The 19,394-nt window shown below is 30.9% G+C and carries 14 protein-coding genes and 1 tRNA gene; 12 read left to right on the top strand and 3 right to left on the bottom strand.

The window, feature by feature from the left end; genetic code table 11:
* Positions 1 to 237: 237 nt before the first annotated feature.
* From Bsans602_RS02600 to prmB, 3 genes are all read right to left on the bottom strand, one after another.
* Positions 238 to 309, bottom strand: a tRNA-Arg gene (locus tag Bsans602_RS02600).
* A 271-nt stretch (positions 310 to 580) separates the two neighbouring features.
* On the bottom strand, positions 581 to 1,645 hold the full coding sequence (gene aroC, locus Bsans602_RS02595; RefSeq protein WP_500836971.1) for a chorismate synthase: 1,065 nt from the start codon (positions 1,643 to 1,645) through the stop codon (positions 581 to 583).
* Between the two features lie 17 nt (positions 1,646 to 1,662).
* Positions 1,663 to 2,583: a 50S ribosomal protein L3 N(5)-glutamine methyltransferase gene (gene prmB, locus Bsans602_RS02590; protein WP_500836970.1), complete on the bottom strand. Its 921-nt coding sequence runs from the start codon at positions 2,581 to 2,583 to the stop codon at positions 1,663 to 1,665.
* Positions 2,584 to 3,395: 812 nt separating this feature from the next.
* Here prmB and fabB point away from each other — a divergent pair.
* The 12 genes from fabB to nuoH all read left to right on the top strand — a co-directional run bounded on the left by fabB (position 3,396) and on the right by nuoH (position 19,383).
* Positions 3,396 to 4,610, top strand: coding sequence for a beta-ketoacyl-ACP synthase I (fabB, locus tag Bsans602_RS02585; protein ID WP_500836969.1), 1,215 nt, complete (start codon positions 3,396 to 3,398; stop codon positions 4,608 to 4,610).
* A gap of 504 nt (positions 4,611 to 5,114) precedes the next feature.
* On the top strand, positions 5,115 to 6,251 hold the full coding sequence (locus Bsans602_RS02580; protein WP_500837395.1) for a 4-phosphoerythronate dehydrogenase: 1,137 nt from the start codon (positions 5,115 to 5,117) through the stop codon (positions 6,249 to 6,251).
* A 443-nt stretch (positions 6,252 to 6,694) separates the two neighbouring features.
* Entirely contained in the window at positions 6,695 to 7,480 is a 786-nt protein-coding gene (gene truA / locus Bsans602_RS02575) for a tRNA pseudouridine(38-40) synthase TruA (RefSeq protein WP_500836968.1), read from the top strand.
* Between the two features lie 339 nt (positions 7,481 to 7,819).
* Positions 7,820 to 8,683 (top strand): acetyl-CoA carboxylase, carboxyltransferase subunit beta, encoded by an 864-nt coding sequence (accD, locus tag Bsans602_RS02570; RefSeq protein WP_500836967.1) that lies wholly within the window; start codon positions 7,820 to 7,822, stop codon positions 8,681 to 8,683.
* A gap of 93 nt (positions 8,684 to 8,776) precedes the next feature.
* On the top strand, positions 8,777 to 10,060 hold the full coding sequence (gene folC, locus Bsans602_RS02565) for a bifunctional tetrahydrofolate synthase/dihydrofolate synthase (protein WP_500836966.1): 1,284 nt from the start codon (positions 8,777 to 8,779) through the stop codon (positions 10,058 to 10,060).
* A 693-nt stretch (positions 10,061 to 10,753) separates the two neighbouring features.
* Entirely contained in the window at positions 10,754 to 11,134 is a 381-nt protein-coding gene (ndhC, locus tag Bsans602_RS02560) for an NADH-quinone oxidoreductase subunit A (protein ID WP_500837394.1), read from the top strand.
* Complete coding sequence (locus Bsans602_RS02555; protein WP_500836965.1) at positions 11,131 to 11,811, top strand: NuoB/complex I 20 kDa subunit family protein; 681 nt, start codon at positions 11,131 to 11,133, stop codon at positions 11,809 to 11,811. The genes ndhC and Bsans602_RS02555 overlap by 4 nt, the downstream gene beginning before the upstream one ends.
* Before the next feature lie 81 nt (positions 11,812 to 11,892).
* A complete protein-coding gene (nuoC, locus tag Bsans602_RS02550) occupies positions 11,893 to 13,668 on the top strand; it encodes an NADH-quinone oxidoreductase subunit C/D (RefSeq protein WP_500836964.1) in 1,776 nt (591 codons plus the stop codon).
* A 13-nt stretch (positions 13,669 to 13,681) separates the two neighbouring features.
* Positions 13,682 to 14,209: an NADH-quinone oxidoreductase subunit NuoE gene (gene nuoE / locus Bsans602_RS02545; RefSeq protein WP_500836963.1), complete on the top strand. Its 528-nt coding sequence runs from the start codon at positions 13,682 to 13,684 to the stop codon at positions 14,207 to 14,209.
* Positions 14,206 to 15,540 (top strand): NADH-quinone oxidoreductase subunit NuoF, encoded by a 1,335-nt coding sequence (nuoF, locus tag Bsans602_RS02540; protein ID WP_500836962.1) that lies wholly within the window; start codon positions 14,206 to 14,208, stop codon positions 15,538 to 15,540. Before nuoE ends, nuoF begins: the two co-directional genes overlap by 4 nt.
* A 112-nt stretch (positions 15,541 to 15,652) precedes the next feature.
* On the top strand, positions 15,653 to 18,409 hold the full coding sequence (gene nuoG / locus Bsans602_RS02535) for an NADH-quinone oxidoreductase subunit NuoG (RefSeq protein WP_500836961.1): 2,757 nt from the start codon (positions 15,653 to 15,655) through the stop codon (positions 18,407 to 18,409).
* On the top strand, positions 18,409 to 19,383 hold the full coding sequence (gene nuoH, locus Bsans602_RS02530; RefSeq protein ID WP_500836960.1) for an NADH-quinone oxidoreductase subunit NuoH: 975 nt from the start codon (positions 18,409 to 18,411) through the stop codon (positions 19,381 to 19,383). The genes nuoG and nuoH overlap by 1 nt, the downstream gene beginning before the upstream one ends.
* Positions 19,384 to 19,394: the final 11 nt, after the last annotated feature.

Below are 19,394 nucleotides of genomic sequence, written 5' to 3'. Positions count from 1 at the left end.
AAAAATATATTTTAATTTAATATATAAATTTTCTATATTTATACACAGTGTGTCAATATTTAGTATTTTATTAAGAGTTTGATAATTTTTCTTAAAAGATACAGACAATTAATCGTATATGTTGGTATGTATTTTATATACAATATACAATGATTTATAGTATATACTATTAATAATTATTTAGTATCTCTAGAGAATTTAGATAATATGTAATATGCGTTACTAAAATTATAATTGTGTCTTCGACAGGAATTGAACCTGCAACTAACCTTTAGGAGAGGTTCGTTATATCCGTTTAACTACGAAGACTTGTTATTATAAAAATTTTAATTGTTTATTTGATTTTATGTGTAATTATTTATGTATTATTTTAGGTAATTTAAAAATGATAGATAAATATTATGCGTTAAGATCGAAAGCGTATGTTTTTAAAAAATGAATACTGTTTTTATAAAAAATAATTTGTTAATGTAATAATTTAACGTATAAAATCTATTTATAATTGACTGTAAATAAGCTGATATTATGTAAACATGTCAATTTTATTGATTGAGTTCTGATTGTAATTTAAAAATTCTTATTATGAATTTCCACATTGCGCGCGCTGTCTGAGCAGGTGATCCATCAAAACGATAGCTATCATGGCTTCTGCTATGGGTACTATTCTTAATCCAATACATGGATCGTGACGTCCTGTAGTAATTACTTGTGTTTCTTTATTTGTAGATGTAATGGTGTTCCCTGGTACTGTTATACTTGAAGTTGGTTTGACGGCTATGTGTGTAATTATTGGTTGTCCATTGCTAATTCCTCCTAAAATTCCTCCAGCATTATTACTTTGAAATCCATTTGATGTCATCTCGTCTCGATGTTCACTTCCATGTTTTGTAACAACTGAAAATCCATCTCCGATTTCTATACCCTTTACTGCGTTAATACTCATTAGTGCATGGGCTAAATCAGCATCAAGTCTATCGAATACAGGTTCACCTAACCCAATCGGTATATTTTCTGCTATTACTGTTATTTTTGCGCCAATAGAATCTCCAGATTCTCTTAAGTCATTTATTAATGTATCTAATGCGCTTAATTGTTCAATATCAGAGCAAAAAAATGGGTTGTTATTTACTTGCTGCCAATCTTTAAAATTGCAACGAATATTACCTATTTGTGCTAAAAATCCACGAATTTTTATTTTTTTCATATTAAATAGATACTTTTTGGCGACAGCTCCGGCTGCTACTCGTACTGCTGTTTCACGCGCCGAAGAACGTCCTCCGCCGCGATAATCTCTAAAACCATATTTTTTTTCATAAGTATAATCAGCATGCCCAGGACGATATAAATCTTTTATTTCTTCATAATCTGGAGATCGTTGATCAGTATTTTTTATAAATAAACCTATACTGGTGCCTGTTGTTTTTCCGTTAAAAACACCAGATAAAATCTCTACTATATCCAATTCTGATCGTTGACTAGTATAACGAGAAGATCCTGGACGTCTACGATTTAGATCATTTTGTAGGTCTTGTGTCGTTAAAGGAAGACCTGGAGGTACTCCATCAATAATGCCACCTATTGCAGATCCATGGGATTCTCCAAATGTTGTAACTTTAAAAAATTGCCCAATACTATTACCAGCCATTGTCATTTCCTTAATTGTTAAATTATACAGGTTTTGTTAAAAGATAATAATTGTTTATAAGTTAACATAAACACATTTTCGCCTCCGTGATAAAGTTGTAACCAACGAAAAGGTATATTTGGAAAGCATTTTATTAATGCCATTTTAGCTCTACCTACTTCGCATATAAAAATTCCATCTGTATTTAAATAATGTACAACGTTTATCAAAATTTTTTGAATTATCTTTAATCCATTATTGCCAGCAGACAAGGATATCACAGGTTCATAATGAAATTCTCTTGGTAATTTATATATATATGAATTGTTTACATAAGGAGGGTTAGTTATTATTAGATCATATTTTAATTTTGGTAAGTTTTGAAACAAATCTGAATATATAGGAACAACACGATGTTCTAAATTGTGTAACCTAATATTATGTTCTGCTACTTGCAATGCATCTATAGAAATATCTATTGCATCTACTTCAGATTTTGGATAGACGATTGCGATTGCGATAGCAATACATCCACTACCCGTACCTATATCAAGAATGCGATATGGATATTGAGGTAATAGATTATGAAAATATGATGTGATTAGTTCTCCGATTGGAGAACGAGGGATAAATACTCGTTTATCTACATAGAATTCTAGACCGCAAAACCATGACTTATGAGTTAAGTAAGGGACTGGTATGCGTTTGTTAATACGACGGTGAACCAGTTTAATTATGTTTGCTCGTTCTTTCTTAGTGAGACGAGCTTGGTATATTTCTGTTGGAATATTTATAGGCAAGTTTAAACTAGGCAATATTAGATATAATGTTTCATCCCAAAAATTATTAGTACCATGACCATAAACAATTGGATTGGCATTAAATTGACTGCTGCTCCAGCGTAACATATCTAATATAGTATGCATTTCTGTCAATATTTTTTTAGTTGTGTTTTTCATAGATTATAGCTCCTACAATAAGATAAATGTTCGCTTAAAGTGATTGTATTTGAGAATATAATGTTGTCTTTTAGGAAGAGTATAAAATGATTATATTTTTATTTTAAAACACTATTATATATTTAGGCAGGAATCTTAGTGTAACAGTGGATACTATATAGTCAATGTCTAAGACATAAATTTTATTATACGTCATATCGTACATGATAGCATGAGTTATTAATTATGTAAATTATTTTACAAACATTTATATGCCAATTTCAATAATATCATAATAATGTTGGTATATAAATAAATTTATTAGTAATAAATATAATATAGTGAAGATGATCAATATAGTCCTTACCGGTACAGTATTCTTAATTTAAAAAATTAGTTATCAGGTTTACAGATAAATATTTATGTTTTTGTTAATAAACTACAATGATTATTATTGTGTTTTATGACTGTATTATGATTTTTGAATAGATAGGATATAGTGCCATTATTTTGGTAAATACTATATTTTGATATTTATTAAATATAATTAGCTGTGTTAATAATGTGATTAATGCCAGTTGGTATTGGTACAGTATAAATGTTACTTACAAGTAATGCGTTTTATATCTTGTATTTTAATTGAGGAAACGGTATTCCAAATATAGGTAAAAATATTTTTGATTTGTTTGTGTAATACATAATGAATTGCAAATGATTGATTTATTTTTTATGTTAACAATTACTTTTATATGATTAACATTTTAAGTGGATCTTTTTAAGATTTAGTGTAATTTTGATATTACAAAACATTATTGTCATGAGGTATATTAAATATGAAACGTGCTGTTATCACTGGTGTAGGGATTATATCAAGCATTGGAAATAATCAGAACGAAGTTTTAATTTCTTTAAAAAATGGTAGATCTGGAGTTACTTTTTCTCAAGAACTAGAAGAGTCAGGCATGCGTAGTCATATTTGGGGTAACATTAAAATTAATACATCAGGATTAATTGATCGCAAAATTTCTAGATTTATGAGTGATGCATCTATTTATACTTATTTATCTATGGAGCAAGCCATAATAGATTCTGCATTATCTGCAAGTATGATTACTGATGATCAAACGGGATTGATTGTTGGATCCGGAGGAGGTTCACCACGTAATCAAGTATCTGGATCTAATGGGATGCTTTCGCGTGGGTTAAGGGGAGTAGGTCCTTATATGGTAACTAAATCTATGGCTTCGGGTGTATCGGCATGCTTAGCTACTTCTTTTAAAATTCGTGGAGTTAGTTATTCTATAAGTTCTGCTTGTTCTACATCTACACATTGTATTGGCAATGCAGTTGAATTAATTCAATCAGGAAAACAATCTATTATTTTTGCTGGAGGAGGAGAAGAATTATGTTGGGAAATGGCTTGTGAATTTGATGCTATGGGAGCTTTATCTACAAAGTATAACATGACACCGGAAAAAGCGTCGCGTCCTTATGATGTTCATCGAGATGGATTTGTAATTGCGGGAGGGGGAGGAATAATTGTAGTAGAAGAATTAATGCATGCTTTAAATCGTGGTGCGCATATTTACGCAGAAGTTATTGGGTATGGGGCTACATCTGATGGTTGTGATATGGTCGCTCCTTCTGGAGAAGGAGCGATTCGATGTATGAAAATGGCATTAAGAGATGTTGTTGGTCCAATAGATTATATCAACGCTCACGGTACATCAACTCAAATAGGTGATATTAAAGAACTTTGGGCAATTCATGAAATTTTTGGAGATAAACATCCTGCTGTTTCTTCTACAAAATCAATGACCGGACATTCATTAGGTGCTGCTGGAGTTCATGAAACTATTTTTACTTTATTAATGTTGAAATATAATTTCATTGCTCCTAGTATTAATATTGATCATTTAGATCCACATATAAAAAATATGAATGTTGTTATCAATAAACCTATTTACCGCAAATTAACAACAGTTATGACTAATAGTTTTGGTTTTGGAGGAACAAATGCTACATTAGTTATGCGTAAATATTCTTAAAGTATATTATTATTTTAACAGTGTTGGTTATCTGAGCGGTACAGTACTATAGATTTTTGTACATTGCATATATCAATTTTTATTGATAGTTAAAATATTAATGTTTAGTTAGCGATATTTTTGTTTCCATTAATTATATTTGTACTTCATGAATGAGGTTTGGATATTTTAGCAATTAATATTTATAGTGACTATTTTGATCGCGGAAATTAACAAGTTTATTATAGGTAATATTTTATTATTTGTAATATTGTATATATTTTATGGGATCATATTTTAGCAAATATTAGTGATGATGCTGAATATGGATTTATTGATTTGGATATACATTGTTGTTTGTTTTAGAGCATAGATCTGTGTGGTGTACAAAATTAAAATATAATAAATTTATGAAAATAGATTTATATAATTTTATATTCATATTGTTTTAAATTTTAAGTTATATAAGATTATGAAAAGTGACTAATTTATTTCTATATGGGATAGTTTTCCTGGAGAATGAATTTGAGAATTTTGGTTGATAAAGATATACCGCATATCCATAGATTATTTGGTTTACATAATAAAATAATTATATGTGCAGGACGTGTTATTTCTGCTAAAGATATAAGAAACGCAGATATTTTGATAGTACGTTCAGTAACAAAAGTTAACCAAAAATTATTAGATGGTGATTCTGTAAAGTTTGTAGGCAGCGTAACTTCTGGCATTGATCATATTGATCAAAATTATTTAAAAAAGTATGGTATTAATTTTGTGTATGCTCCAGGAAATAATGCTGTGGCAGTAGTGGAATATGTTTTTGCAGCATTATTTTGGTTAGCAGAACATAATGGATTTTTTTTACGTGATAAAATTATTGGAATTGTTGGAGTAGGACATATTGGCGGTTTGTTGCATGAAAGATTAAATAGTTTTGGTATACATACTTTGTTATGTGATCCCCCATTAGCAAAAAGGAATATAAGGAGTCAGCATAACCAGTCTTGGACATCTTTTGAAAAATTAGTTTCTGAGGCGGACATTTTAACTTTTCATACTCCTTTAATTTATAATGGCAGTTATCCTACATGGCATATGGTTGATATTGATGTTTTAGAAGCATTACCTTCCAATCGTATTTTAATTAATACTTCTCGAGGTTCTGTAATAGATAATAACGCGTTATTAAAAGTGTTAGAAAATGGTAAAATATTAAATGTAGTACTAGATGTATGGGAAACAGAGCCTGAGTTATCTTTACCCCTATTATCTTACGTAGATATAGGTACTGCGCATATTGCTGGATACACTCTTGAAAGTAAAATACGAAGTGTTACTCAAATATATCATGAGTACTGTAAATTTTTTAATATTTTTGACACAGTTAATTTATTTGAATTAAAGCCTTCTGTTATTTCTTATCTGAAAGTAGAGAAAAAAATAGATGAAATGTTATTAAATAAATTGATTAAATTTATGTATAACATACATTCTGATGATCTTTTATTAAGGAGATTCGCTACAGTACAAGGAGGTTTTGATAAGCTACGTAGACGTTATTTAAATCGTAGGGAGTGGTCTTCATTGTGCGTAGAAACTTATGTAGATTATAATAATGAAATACTCACTAATTTAGGTATAACAGTATGTTGTATTTGATTTTATATACGCATACATACATGTATATGTTATCTAAATACTAATTTTTAACTGTATAATCATGTATTATTTATTATGTTTACACGTTAAAGTGATAAGAGATTTATATAATAAAAGTATATTGCGTAAAAGATTATTTTATATATTCTGATAGAGTATTTTTATGTATTTTGTCTTATAGCAGTTATTGTAGTGTTTAGGTATAAATTCATATATAATTAATTGTTTGTAATTATAAGATTGATGTTATGCTTAAATTTAGTGAATTTATGATTTATGTACATATTAATCAGGATCAAGTTGATTTGTTATATAATATTATTATGTTTGGGAAGGACAGTATTAGTTAGATATGATTTGGTTCAATGTAGGACTAATAGAACGTTATTAACATTTAACATAGATGTGTTGCTACAAAAATATATAATTAAAACTGTAACGTGATGCAAAAATTGGCTTTAGGTGTTGAATACGATGGGTCTGCATATTGTGGTTGGCAAAGACAGAAAAATGTGACTAGTATTCAAAGTTATATAGAATATGCTATAAAAAAGATAACAGCTGAGCGAGTAACTATATTTTGCGCGGGGCGTACCGATTCTGGAGTACATGCTTTGGGACAAGTTATTCATTTTGAAACTGGTTCTCGACGTTCAAAATCTGCTTGGACACTAGGTATTAATCATTATTTACCATCGAAAATTTGTGTACGTTGGGCTAAATTAGTAAATCAGGATTTTCATGCTCGCTTTAGTGCAATTTCTCGTCGTTATTGTTATGTAATCTATAATAGTTACATTAGATCTGCTTTGTTATTTAGTAAAACTTGGCACTATAAAAAATATTTAGATATTAATAAGATGCGTGATGCTGCTCACTTTTTATTAGGAGAGAATGATTTTACTTCATTTTGTGCGGCAGGCTGTCAATCGCCTTCAAAGCGAAGGAAATTGTATCATATACGTATTGTACGTACAGGTAAATGTATTGTGATAGATATTAAAGCAAATTCTTTTATGTATCATATGGTACGAAATATTGTAGGGAGTTTAGTAAAAGTTGGTTGTGGAGAAAAACCAACAACATGGGTTTTAGATTTGTTAAATCATTCTAATAGATCGTTAGCTGGTGTAACTGCTCCAGCTAATGGTTTATATTTAGTAGAAGTAAAATATCCTTCATATTTTTCTATTCCTTCTTCCTTTAGAGAGGAATTGTGGTGCGTATAAATATATTGATATTCGTGTTTTGATGTTTTATATATTTATATTTTAACAAGAAATAAATTTAAAATAATTGTAGTTATTTTTATAAACAGTATTTATTCGAACGGAGTATTGCTGTTAGATTTTCATAAAAATATGTTATCTATATATTATAATATCATGTTAATTTTATAATATTATTACCAATAATATTGTATTTTTATTAAGAGGTGTATTTTAAGAGTAATATATTTTTCTTATCAAAAATTTACGCGTATACATAATGTATGTCATATTCAGTATATGAATACTATGCAATAAATATGATTTTGTTAAAAATAATTTGAAAATTAAGGGTTAAAAATGAGTTGGATTGAACGGATTATTAACAAAAGCACCATTATTCCAACACGAAAAATAAATATCCCAGAAGGTATATGGACTAAGTGTAATAATTGTGGGCAATTATTGTATAAAAAGGAATTAGAGCGTAATTTAGAAGTATGTCCTAAATGCGACCATCATATGCTGATCTCGGCCAGAGTGCGTTTATTTTCTTTTTTAGATCAAGATAGTACATTTGAATTAGGAAGTGAATTCAAACCTAAAGATGTTTTGAAATTTAGAGATTTGAAAAAATATAAAGATCGTCTGATTGCAGCACAAAAAATAACGAAAGAAAAGGATGCATTGATAGTTATGCAAGGTACTTTATATGGCATGGAGATTATCGCCGCTTCTTTTGAATTCTCTTTTATTGGTGGATCAATGTCTTCTGTAGTGGGAGCTCGTTTTGTGTATGCGGTAAATCAAGCTTTAAAAATTAGGTGTCCATTGGTTTGTTTTTCTGCAAGCGGTGGTGCTCGCATGCAGGAAGCTTTGATGTCTTTGATGCAGATGGCTAGGACTAGCGCTGCGTTGGCTAATTTACGCGCGCACTGTTTACCATATATTTCTGTTTTAACTAATCCTACTATGGGGGGGGTATCTGCTAGTTTAGGCATGTTAGGAGATTTAAATATTGCTGAACCAAAAGCTCTTATAGGGTTCGCCGGCCCTAGAGTTATTGAACAAACAGTTCGGGAAAAGTTACCATTAGGATTTCAACGTAGTGAATTTTTATTAGAGAAAGGATCAATTGATTTGATTGTTCGTAGACCAGATTTACGATTTAAGGTAGCAGGATTATTGGCAAAGTTAATGAATAAACCAATACCGCAAAGTTGATTGTTGCAGTTTATTTAAATGAGCATGTATCTCATTGTTATCATTTAGGTTTGTAGATTTATATAATTATAAAGTTGAAATATTGCGCGAGATATGAATAAAATTTTATCTATCCCCACTGCTCAATCGTCATTGACAGAATGGTTATATTATATTGAACATTTAAATTGTGCGTCGATTGATTTAAATCTAGATAGGATACGAAAAATAGCTATTGATCTTGATCTGATACATCCCGCGGCATATGTTATATTAGTAGGAGGTACAAACGGTAAAGGAACGACATGTAGTCTATTGGAAACTATTTTATTACATAATAATAATACGGTTGGTTTATATACTTCACCTCATTTACTTTCTTACAATGAGCGAGTTCGTATTTGTGGGAAAGAGGTTCCGGATTATATTCATATTACAGCAATGTCTGCTATAGAAAATGCTCGTAATCAGATTGCATTGACTTATTTTGAATTTATTACTTTATCTGCTTTATATATGTTTAAGCAGGAAAAGTTAGATTTGATTATTCTTGAGGTTGGATTAGGTGGTAGATTAGATGCTACTAATATTGTTGACCCTGATGTTTCTGTAATCACTAATATTGCAATAGATCATATTGAGTTTTTGGGTACAACTCGTGATATGATTGCACAAGAAAAATCTGGTATTTTTCGTTTTAACAAACCAGTAGTAATTGGTGATAGTTATCCTCCAATAACTATAAGTAACATGGCTAAATATCATGGAGCAATACTTTTTATACGGGGACGTGACTGGGATTTTAATATTTATGAAAATAAATGGATATGGTGGGGGCATTCTAGTTATAATTGTTTGTTACATGATTTACCGTTACCTCTAATTCCATTAGAAAATGCTGCTACTGCGTTGAGTGTTTTATATTGGTTACCTTTTTTAGTTGCTAAATCAGCCATATGTCATGGGTTACGAGTTGCTAATTTACCAGGACGTTTTCAAATAATCACTTATAGCCCGCTTGTGATTTTGGATGTAGGTCATAATCCTCATGCTGCTAATTATTTGGTTAAACGATTAGCTGCTTTTCTCACAAACAGGATAGGTAATGTAAGGATGGTTATAGGAATGCTAAAAACTAAAGATATTCGGGGTACTATTTGTTGTTTAAGTCATTTAGTCAATGTTTGGTATTGTTCTAATTTGGATACGCCATTGTCTGCGAGTTCTGAAGAATTATCTGTTTTTTTATTTAATTCCAATGTTCATCAATTTAGTAATATATTGGAGGCTTGGAAGCAAGCTATGTCTGATGCGACGCTTGATGATTGTGTTATAGTATTTGGATCATTTCATACTGTAAGCCCAATTATGAGAAAAATAATAAATGATGGCTATTAGCTTGTTTATAGTTTTAATATAAGTAGTAAATCAGTGTGATTATATTATATGATGAAATCTAATAATGATTAAAAACTGATAATTAATAATTTTTTAGTAATTAAGATGCTATAGTTTTATACATTGTGTATATTTTAGTACACTTATTGCAATATTGGTCATTAAATAAATTTAGATAAATTTTATACATTATTTTGTATTTATTTTTAAAAAACGTTTTTTCTAGAAGAATAGAGTAATAGTAAATTTAATTTTTATATTTTGGTTGATTTAAATAAATTTAATAGTTGTGATGATATTATCTTTATAACGTAAATAGAAAATATTTATGAGAATATTTCATTTAAAATTATAATGTTGATCTTGTATAGTATAAAAATAATTATACTTATATAGTATAAGTAATGCGTAATTGGAATGGATATAATTATCAGTTTAAGCCGTATAAGGTGCATAGGATTATGTAAAATAGTTTTTTGAAATATATAAAATAGACCATGTAATAAATAGTTATTAATTAATTTTGAATAAAATATTAAAAGTAAAAATATTTTAGTTTTTTCTTCATAAGAAGATGTAATTGTATTGATTAAAGTAGTTAATGATCAAATAAAAAAGGTATACAATTTGTATAATACTCATTATTTAGGAATTATAACATTTATAGTTGGTATTTTGATCTTATGTCTTTTTATGTTGTTGTGTGGATATTTTTTAGGAGGACGTTCTGATTTACGTATTAAAAATGTGCCATTTGAATCAGGTATTGAATCTGTAGGGAATGCTAGAATAAGATTCTCTGTTAAATTTTATTTGATGGCTATGATGTTTGTAATTTTTGATATAGAGGGAATATATGTGTACATTTGGGCTGTATCCATACGAGATGTAGGTTGGATAGGATTTAGTGAAATTTTTATTTTTATTTTTATTTTGCTAGCTAGTTTAATATATTTAGTAAGAATTGGTATGTTTGATTGGACAGAACAATCAACGCGCCATGAAAATCGTGTAAATCATTGTAATGTTAGTATCACAAAACGGTTAAAAAATAGCAAAAGGAAACGAGTATGAAATATACTTTAACGAAAGCTAGAACAGACTATGACAAAGATGATCGATATCCTCTTCAGGAAAAGAAGATTGTGTCAGATCCATTAGAAAAAAACATTAAACGGAATGTTTTTTTTGGAAAATTGAGTGTGTTATTGCACAAAATTGTTAATTGGGGGCGGAGTAATTCTTTATGGCCTTATAATTTTGGATTATCTTGTTGTTATGTTGAAATGACTACTGCGTTTACTGCAATACATGATGTTGCTCGGTTTGGTTCAGAAGTATTACGTGCATCTCCTCGACAAGCAGATTTTATGGTTATAGCTGGTACACCGTTTATTAAAATGGTTCCAGTAATACAACGATTATATGATCAGATGTTAGAACCTAAGTGGGTAATTTCCATGGGAGCTTGTGCTAATTCTGGTGGCATGTATGATATTTATTCTGTAGTACAAGGAGTGGATAAATTTCTTCCAGTAGATATTTATATCCCTGGTTGCCCACCTAGACCGGAAGCATATATTCAGGCATTATTATTGTTGCAGAAATCGATCAATGAAGAACGACGTCCTCTTTCTTGGATATTAGGAAATAAAGGAATATATAGAAAAAATATGCAATCGGAACGGCAACGTAAGCGTGATACTCGTATTGCGGAAACTATTTTTTCTGCTCCGGATGATGAGATTTGATGTTTATTTTAAATAAAAATAGTGCAATATGGTAAATACTAGGAATGAGTTGTTTAATGGTTATAATTAGTTAATGATATTATGTATAATAACCTTACAAGCAAATTTACTACAAATATTCATTCAATATTGGCCGATTTATTTTCTGTATTTAGCTCTGATTCTTTTGTATTGCAATCTTCTTATACTGGTACTTTAATAATTTGGATAAACCGTGAGATCTTGATTCCAGTATTGACATTTTTGAAAACGACATCACAACCATATATTATGTTATATGATTTGCATGGTATAGATGAAAGGTTACGTATACATCGAGAAGGGTTACCAAAATCAGATTTTACGGTGTTTTATCATTTAATTTCTATATTACGTAATGATGATATACTTATAAAAGTTCCTTTATTAGAAAATTCTCTGTATTTACCAACAGTAGTTTCTTTGTTTATAAATGCGAATTGGTATGAACGGGAAACTTGGGAGATGTTTGGAATACATTTTAATAATCATCCTAATTTGACTCATATAATTATGCCAAAGAATTGGAGCGGATATCCGTTACGAAAAGAATATCCAGCTCGAGCTACAGAATTTGATTATTTTACTTTTACGAAACGAAAAGAAAATTTAGCAATGGAAGAATTATTATTTAAGCCAGAAGAATGGGGTATGCAGAAACATGCGCAACATGAAAGTTTTATGTTTCTTAATTTAGGGCCTAATCATCCTTCAGTACATGGAGTATTTCGTATTATTTTACAATTAAATGGAGAAGAAATTGTGGATTGTGTTCCAGATATTGGCTACCATCATCGAGGCGCTGAAAAAATGGGAGAACGACAAACTTGGCATAGTTATATTCCTTATACTGATCGTATTGAGTATTTAGGAGGATGTATAAATGAAATGCCTTATATTTTAGCCATCGAAAAACTTGCTAAAATTACAGTATCAGATAGAGTAAAAGTAATACGGGTTATGTTGTCTGAATTATTTAGAATTAATAGTCATTTATTGTATATCAGCACTTATTTGCAAGATGTAGGAGTTATGACTCCAGTTTTTTTGGCATTTACTGATAGGCAAAAAATTTATGATGTTGTTGAGTTAATAACTGGATCTCGTATGCATCCAGCATGGTTTCGCATTGGAGGCGTTGCTCATGATTTGCCTAAAGGTTGGGATTCTTTATTGAAAAAGTGTCTTGATTGGATACCAAATCGTGTTTCTTTTTATGTTAAATCAGCATTAGAAAATAGTATATTGAAAAAACGTGCTTGCGGCATCGGAGCATATAATGCCAAGGACGCATTGGATTGGGGAATAACTGGCGCAGGATTGCGTGCTACTGGTATTGATTTTGATATACGTAAATCGCGTCCTTATTCTGGTTATGAAAATTTTGATTTTGATATTCCAATAGGAAATGGCATTAGTGATTCCTATAGTAGAGTGATGTTAAAAGTAGAAGAAATATATCAAAGTGTACGTATTTTGAAGCAATGTCTACAAAATATGCCAATAGGATCGTTTAAAGCAGATCACCCTTTAACTACTCCACCTATGAAGGAATATACTTTACGACATATAGAAACACTTATCACTCATTTTCTTCAAATGTCTTGGGGTCCTGTTATACCAGCGAATGAATCTTTTCAAATGGTTGAGGCTACTAAAGGCATTAATAGTTATTATTTAATTAGCGATGGAAATACTATGAGTTACCGTACGCGTATTCGTACTCCCAGTTTTCCGCATTTACAACAAATTCCATATGTGATTCGCGGACGTTTAGTATCTGATTTAATTGTATATTTAGGTAGTATTGATTTTGTTATGTCTGATGTGGATCGTTAATTAGTGAGGCGATATGGTTATAAATAAAATTAATCATGTATTTGTCAGTTTACATAATAGTGATGGTGGTGGTTTTCAATTAAGTCAAGAAGAAAATAACGCTATTCAAGAAGAGTGCGCGCACTATGAAGATATACGGGCTGCTTCTATTGAAGCGTTAAAAATTATCCAGAAAAATCGTGGATGGGTATCAGATGAAGCAATTGTATTGATTTCTGAAATGTTAAGTATTTCTGTTGCTGATTTAGAAGGTGTAGCTACATTTTATAATCAAATTTTTCGTCAACCAGTAGGTCGTCATATTATTAGGTATTGTGATAGTATAGTATGTTATTTAATTGGATGTGAAAAAATTAAAAAAACATTAACGTGTGTGTTAAACATTAGGATAGGCGATACCACTTTAGATAATCGATTTACATTATTGCCTACTTGTTGTTTAGGTATGTGTCATAAAGCACCAGTAATTATGATAAACAAAGATATTTATTTTAATATGGTTCCAGAAATGATTACTAAACTATTAGGACAGTATCTATGAGTAGTACTTATAATTTCAATATAGAAAATAATCCACTTATGTGGAGAATGCGTTGTGATGAAAAACCAGTATGGCTACGTGAATATCAATCTAAAAATGGGTATAGGGCTGCACATAAAGCAATTACCTGTATGTCTCCAAAGGAGATTATTGAATTAGTTAGTAATTCTGGTTTAAGAGGTCGTGGTGGTGGTGGGTTTTTTACTGGAATAAAATGGTCTATGATGTGGCAAAATAAGCCAAGTTGTTCTCGTTATCTAATATGTAATGCAGATGAAATGGAGCCAGGGACTTATAAAGATCGATTTTTAATGGAACGATTACCTCATTTATTATTAGAAGGTATGTTGATTGCAAGTTATGCTTTGGGAGTGTCACGAGCGTATATTTTTTTGAGATATGAATATATGACCGTAGCTGAGTATTTAAATCGTGCTATTAGTGAGATCAAATCAATTGGATTGGTTGGTAAAAATATTTTTAATAGTGAGTTTGATTGTGAATTGTTTTTACACACAGGAGCAGGAAGATATATTTGTGGGGAAGAAACGGCATTGATTAATGCTTTAGAAGGTCGCCGAGCAGTGCCGCGTTTTAAACCACCATTCCCTAATCATGTAGGTTTGTGGGGTAAACCTACATGTGTTAATAATGTTGAAACATTATGCAATATTCCAGGAATTGTTGAGCACGGAGTGACTTGGTATAAGAATATTTCTTCTAAAAAAAGTAATGATGCAGGTACGAAACTGATGGGATTTTCCGGAAAAGTAAAAAAACCAGGAGTATGGGAGTTACCTTTTGGAACAACTGCTAGAGAAATTTTAGAAGATTATGCTCAAGGTATGTGCGCTGGATTGACTTTAAAAGCATGGCAACCTGGGGGAGCAAGTACAGATTTTTTAACTCCAGATCATTTAGATGTGCCTATGGATTTTGAAAATATTGCAGCTTCTGGTAGTAGATTTGGAACTGGTATGGCAATAGCAATAGATAATACTGTAAGTATGGTTTCTTTAGTACGTAATTTAGAAGAATTTTTTTCACGGGAGTCTTGCGGTTGGTGTACTCCATGTAGAGATGGCTTACCATGGATAGTAAAGTTATTGATTTCTTTAGAACATAAAGATGGTAGACCTGGAGATATAGAGTTATTAGAGCAATTATGTCAAACACTTGGACCTGGAAGAACTTTTTGCGCTCATGCTCCAGGCGCTATAGAACCTTTGAAAAGTGCTTTAATATATTTTCGGAATGAATTTGAATTGGGAGTTTGTACATTCGATCAACAAGAAGCAAAGTATATTCGTTGTGTGCAGCAAATTAATTAGTTTTTATAGTTAACTAAATTAATTATGTATACTTAATTTGGTTAAAACGAACGGGATGTATTCATTGATTAATTTTTGAGACGTTAAACAAAAATAAAATTGGTATATTAAAATGATGGTTTCTATTTACATAGAAGGGAAGAAGTATACAGTAGAAGACTCGAAAAATATACTAGAAGTATGTTTGTCTCTTGGATTCGACATTCCCTATTTTTGTTGGCACCCTGCTTTAGGTAGTATTGGAGCCTGTCGACAATGTGCCGTTAAAAAATATCGTGATAATAAGATAAATGATATGGAAGGTTATTTAGTGATGTCTTGTATGACGCCAGTATCGGACGGTAGTGTGATCACTGTTTTTGATGATGAGGTAGAAGAATTTAGAAAGAATATATTAGAGCTATTAATGATTAATCATCCTCATGATTGTCCTATATGTGAAGAAGGAGGTCATTGCCATCTTCAAGACATGACAGTGATGACAAGGCAGACATATCGTCGTTATAGATTTACTAAGCGTACACATTATAATCAATATTTAGGGCCATTTATTTCTCATGAAATGAATAGATGTATTAATTGTTATCGTTGTGTACGTTATTATAGTGATTATGCTGGTGGGGATGATTTAGGTGTATTTGGGGCACATGATAACATTTATTTTGGACGAGCTACAGATGGTATGTTACAAAGTGAGTTTTCTGGTAATTTAGTAGAAGTATGTCCTACTGGGGTGTTTACCAATAAAACACAATCAAAATATTATGCACGTAAGTGGGATATGCTTTTTGCCCCTAGTATTTGTCAGCAATGCAGTATTGGATGTAATATTATTATAGGTGAGCGTTACGGGAAGTTATCTTGTGTTGAAAATCGGTATAATGGTAATATTAACACTTATTTTTTGTGTGATCGTGGTCGATTTGGTTGCGATTATGTCAATATTGATAATAGACCTAAGAATCCATTGCAGAAAAAAGACGATGATTGGGTTGTTCTTAATGAAGAACAAGCGATACAAGAATCTGTTAATGCACTGAAATATAATTGTAATAAAATAATTGGTATTGGATCTTCTCGTGCTAGTGTGGAGAGTAATTTTGCTTTGTTGGAGCTAGTAGGACCAGATAATTTTTATACTGGTATTAATAGTTGTGAACAAGAACGATTATTATTCATAGTTGAAATATTGCGTAATAGTGGAATTTATGTTCCGTCATTACGTGAAATAGAAAGTTACGATACGATATTGATATTGGGAGAAGATTTAACTCAAACTGGAGCGCGCTTAGCGTTATCAGTACGACAAGCTTCTAAAGGGAAAGCTCGCAAGGAAGCGGAAGCTCAGGGAATTTTTGATTGGCAATCTGCAGCTGTTATAAATAATTCTCAAAACGTTAGAAATCCTATATTAATTACCGGTACCGATCAAACAAAATTAGATGATATTGCTGCATTAACATATTATGATTCAGCACAAAATCAAGCACGTTTCGGTTTTGCTATTGCTCATGCATTAGATAATACTGCTCCTGCAGTTAAAGATTTTGATTATAATAAATTGAACAATAAATTAAATATAGCTGTACAAAAATTAATGGAAGCTCGTAAACCATTAATTATTTCAGGTACTAATGCAGGTAGTAAGGAATTAATTGCTTCTGCAGCAAACATTGCTCGTGCTTTAAAAAATCGCGGGAGTGATGTTGGTATTACTTTTATTGTGAGTGAAGTAAATAGTATGGGTTTAGTGATGTTAGGTAACAAAAGTTTGGATACAGCTCTTATTGATATCTGTAGTAATCAGACTTCATCTATTGGTTTAATTGTGTTAGAAAACGATTTATATCGCCATGCAAAGACAGCTCAAGTCAATGCTGTTTTAAAGAAAATTAATTATTTAATTGTATTGGATCATCAATATAATGTGATTCAAGAAAAATCAAATTTAGTTTTGTCGGTTTCTAGCTTCGCTGAAAGCGATGGAACTGTGATTAATTATGAAGGACGAGCACAAAGATTTTTTAGTGTATATAAGCCACAGGTGTATGAGAGGAATGCGGTTATTTTGGAAAGTTGGAGGTGGTTATATTTAATACATGATCGTTATACTAACTATGTTAGGAAAAAAAGTTTGGATATTGATCAAATCATAGATATGATTGTTTATCGTTTTCCAGAGTTAATTGGCATTAAACAAACATCTCCAGGCGCATCTTTTCGTATTTATGGACAAAAATTAGCTCGGGCTCCACATCGTTATAGTGGACGTACGGCTATGCATACTAATATTGATGTGCATGAACCTTATATATCAAAAGATAATAACACGATGTTTTCTTTTTCTATGGAAGGGAGTCATAATATTCAATCTGTGCATAAACAAGTAGCATTTGCATGGGCTCCAGGATGGAATTCTCCTCAAGCTTGGAATAAATTTCAAGATAAAGTAGGTGGGCATTTATATTCTGGAGATCCAGGAGTACGTGTACTACACATTAATAATAGTGCAATATTAAGTTGGTTTGACATGATTCCTCAATCTTTTAAAATAATTAAAAATATTGATCGATGGTTAATAGTGCCTTATTGGCATTTGTTTGGAAGCGAAGAAACTTCTCAACGATCTAAGTGTATTAAGGAAAGTATGCCGAATCCCTATGTCATGATGAATCAATCAGATGCGTTACAATTAAAAATACAAAAAAATATGTTGCTTAAATTTACGTGTGCTGAACAAATTTTATGTTTACCAATAAAATTTAGTACTAATTTGCCCAAAGGACATATTGGATTGCCTTTAGGGTTTCCGGATATTCCTGTATTTTTGTCTGGTATGTACGCACATGATGTTCATGGAGTGCTATAATGATTTTTCGTTCATCAGAAATTGTTACATCACATTGGTGTTCTGTTGTTCTTCATGCAATAATTATTTTGTTAGTGGTAGTTGCCTGTGGTGCATATATGAGTTTCTTAGAACGTAGATTATTAGCATTATTTCAAAATCGTTATGGTCCGAATCGAGTAGGTTGGAATGGATTATTGCAGTTATTGGCTGATTTAATTAAAATCACGTTTAAAGAGGATTGGATTCCTCCGTTTTCTGATCGTGTTATATTTATTTTAGCTCCAATAATAGCTTTTATTTCATCATTAATGAGTGTGTTAATTATCCCGTTTACTCCTACATGGGTGATATTGGATTGTAATATTGGCGTATTATTTTTTCTTATGACGTCAGGATTAATGGTTTATTCGGTGTTACTTGCAGGTTGGGCAAGTAATAATAAGTATGCTTTAATTGGATCTATACGTGCTGCAGCTCAAACTCTTAGTTATGAGGTATTTTTAGGATTATCTATAATGGGTGTAGTTGCTAAATCTGGGTCGTTTAATTTAAAAAATATAGTTGAAGATCAATTATATTTATGGAACATAATTCCTCAATTTTTGGGATTTATTACTTTTTTTTTAGCAGGCATAGCTTTGTGTCATAGACATCCATTTGATCAACCAGAATCAGAGCAAGAGTTAGCTGCTGGTTATCATATTGAATACTCTGGTATCAAATTTAGTTTGTTTTTCATTTCTGAATACATCAGTATGATTGTAATTTCATCGTTTATTGTAACGTTATTTTTTGGAGGCTGGAAAGGACCTTGGTTCCCTCCTATCATCTGGTTTGTTGGTAAAACTTTTTTGTTTTTGATTTTATTTGTATTGATACGTGCGGCATTACCACGTCCACGTTATGATCAAGTTATGTTGATAGGTTGGAAGTTTTTATTCCCTATTACTTTATTTAATGTATTAAGTACTGCTGTTATTATTTTGTTATAAATTATTGATAT

The sequence above is a fragment of the Candidatus Blochmannia sansabeanus (nom. nud.) genome, assembly GCF_059935345.1.
Note: the sequence above shows the minus strand (reverse complement) of the source record. Positions and strands in the feature narration are given on the sequence as shown.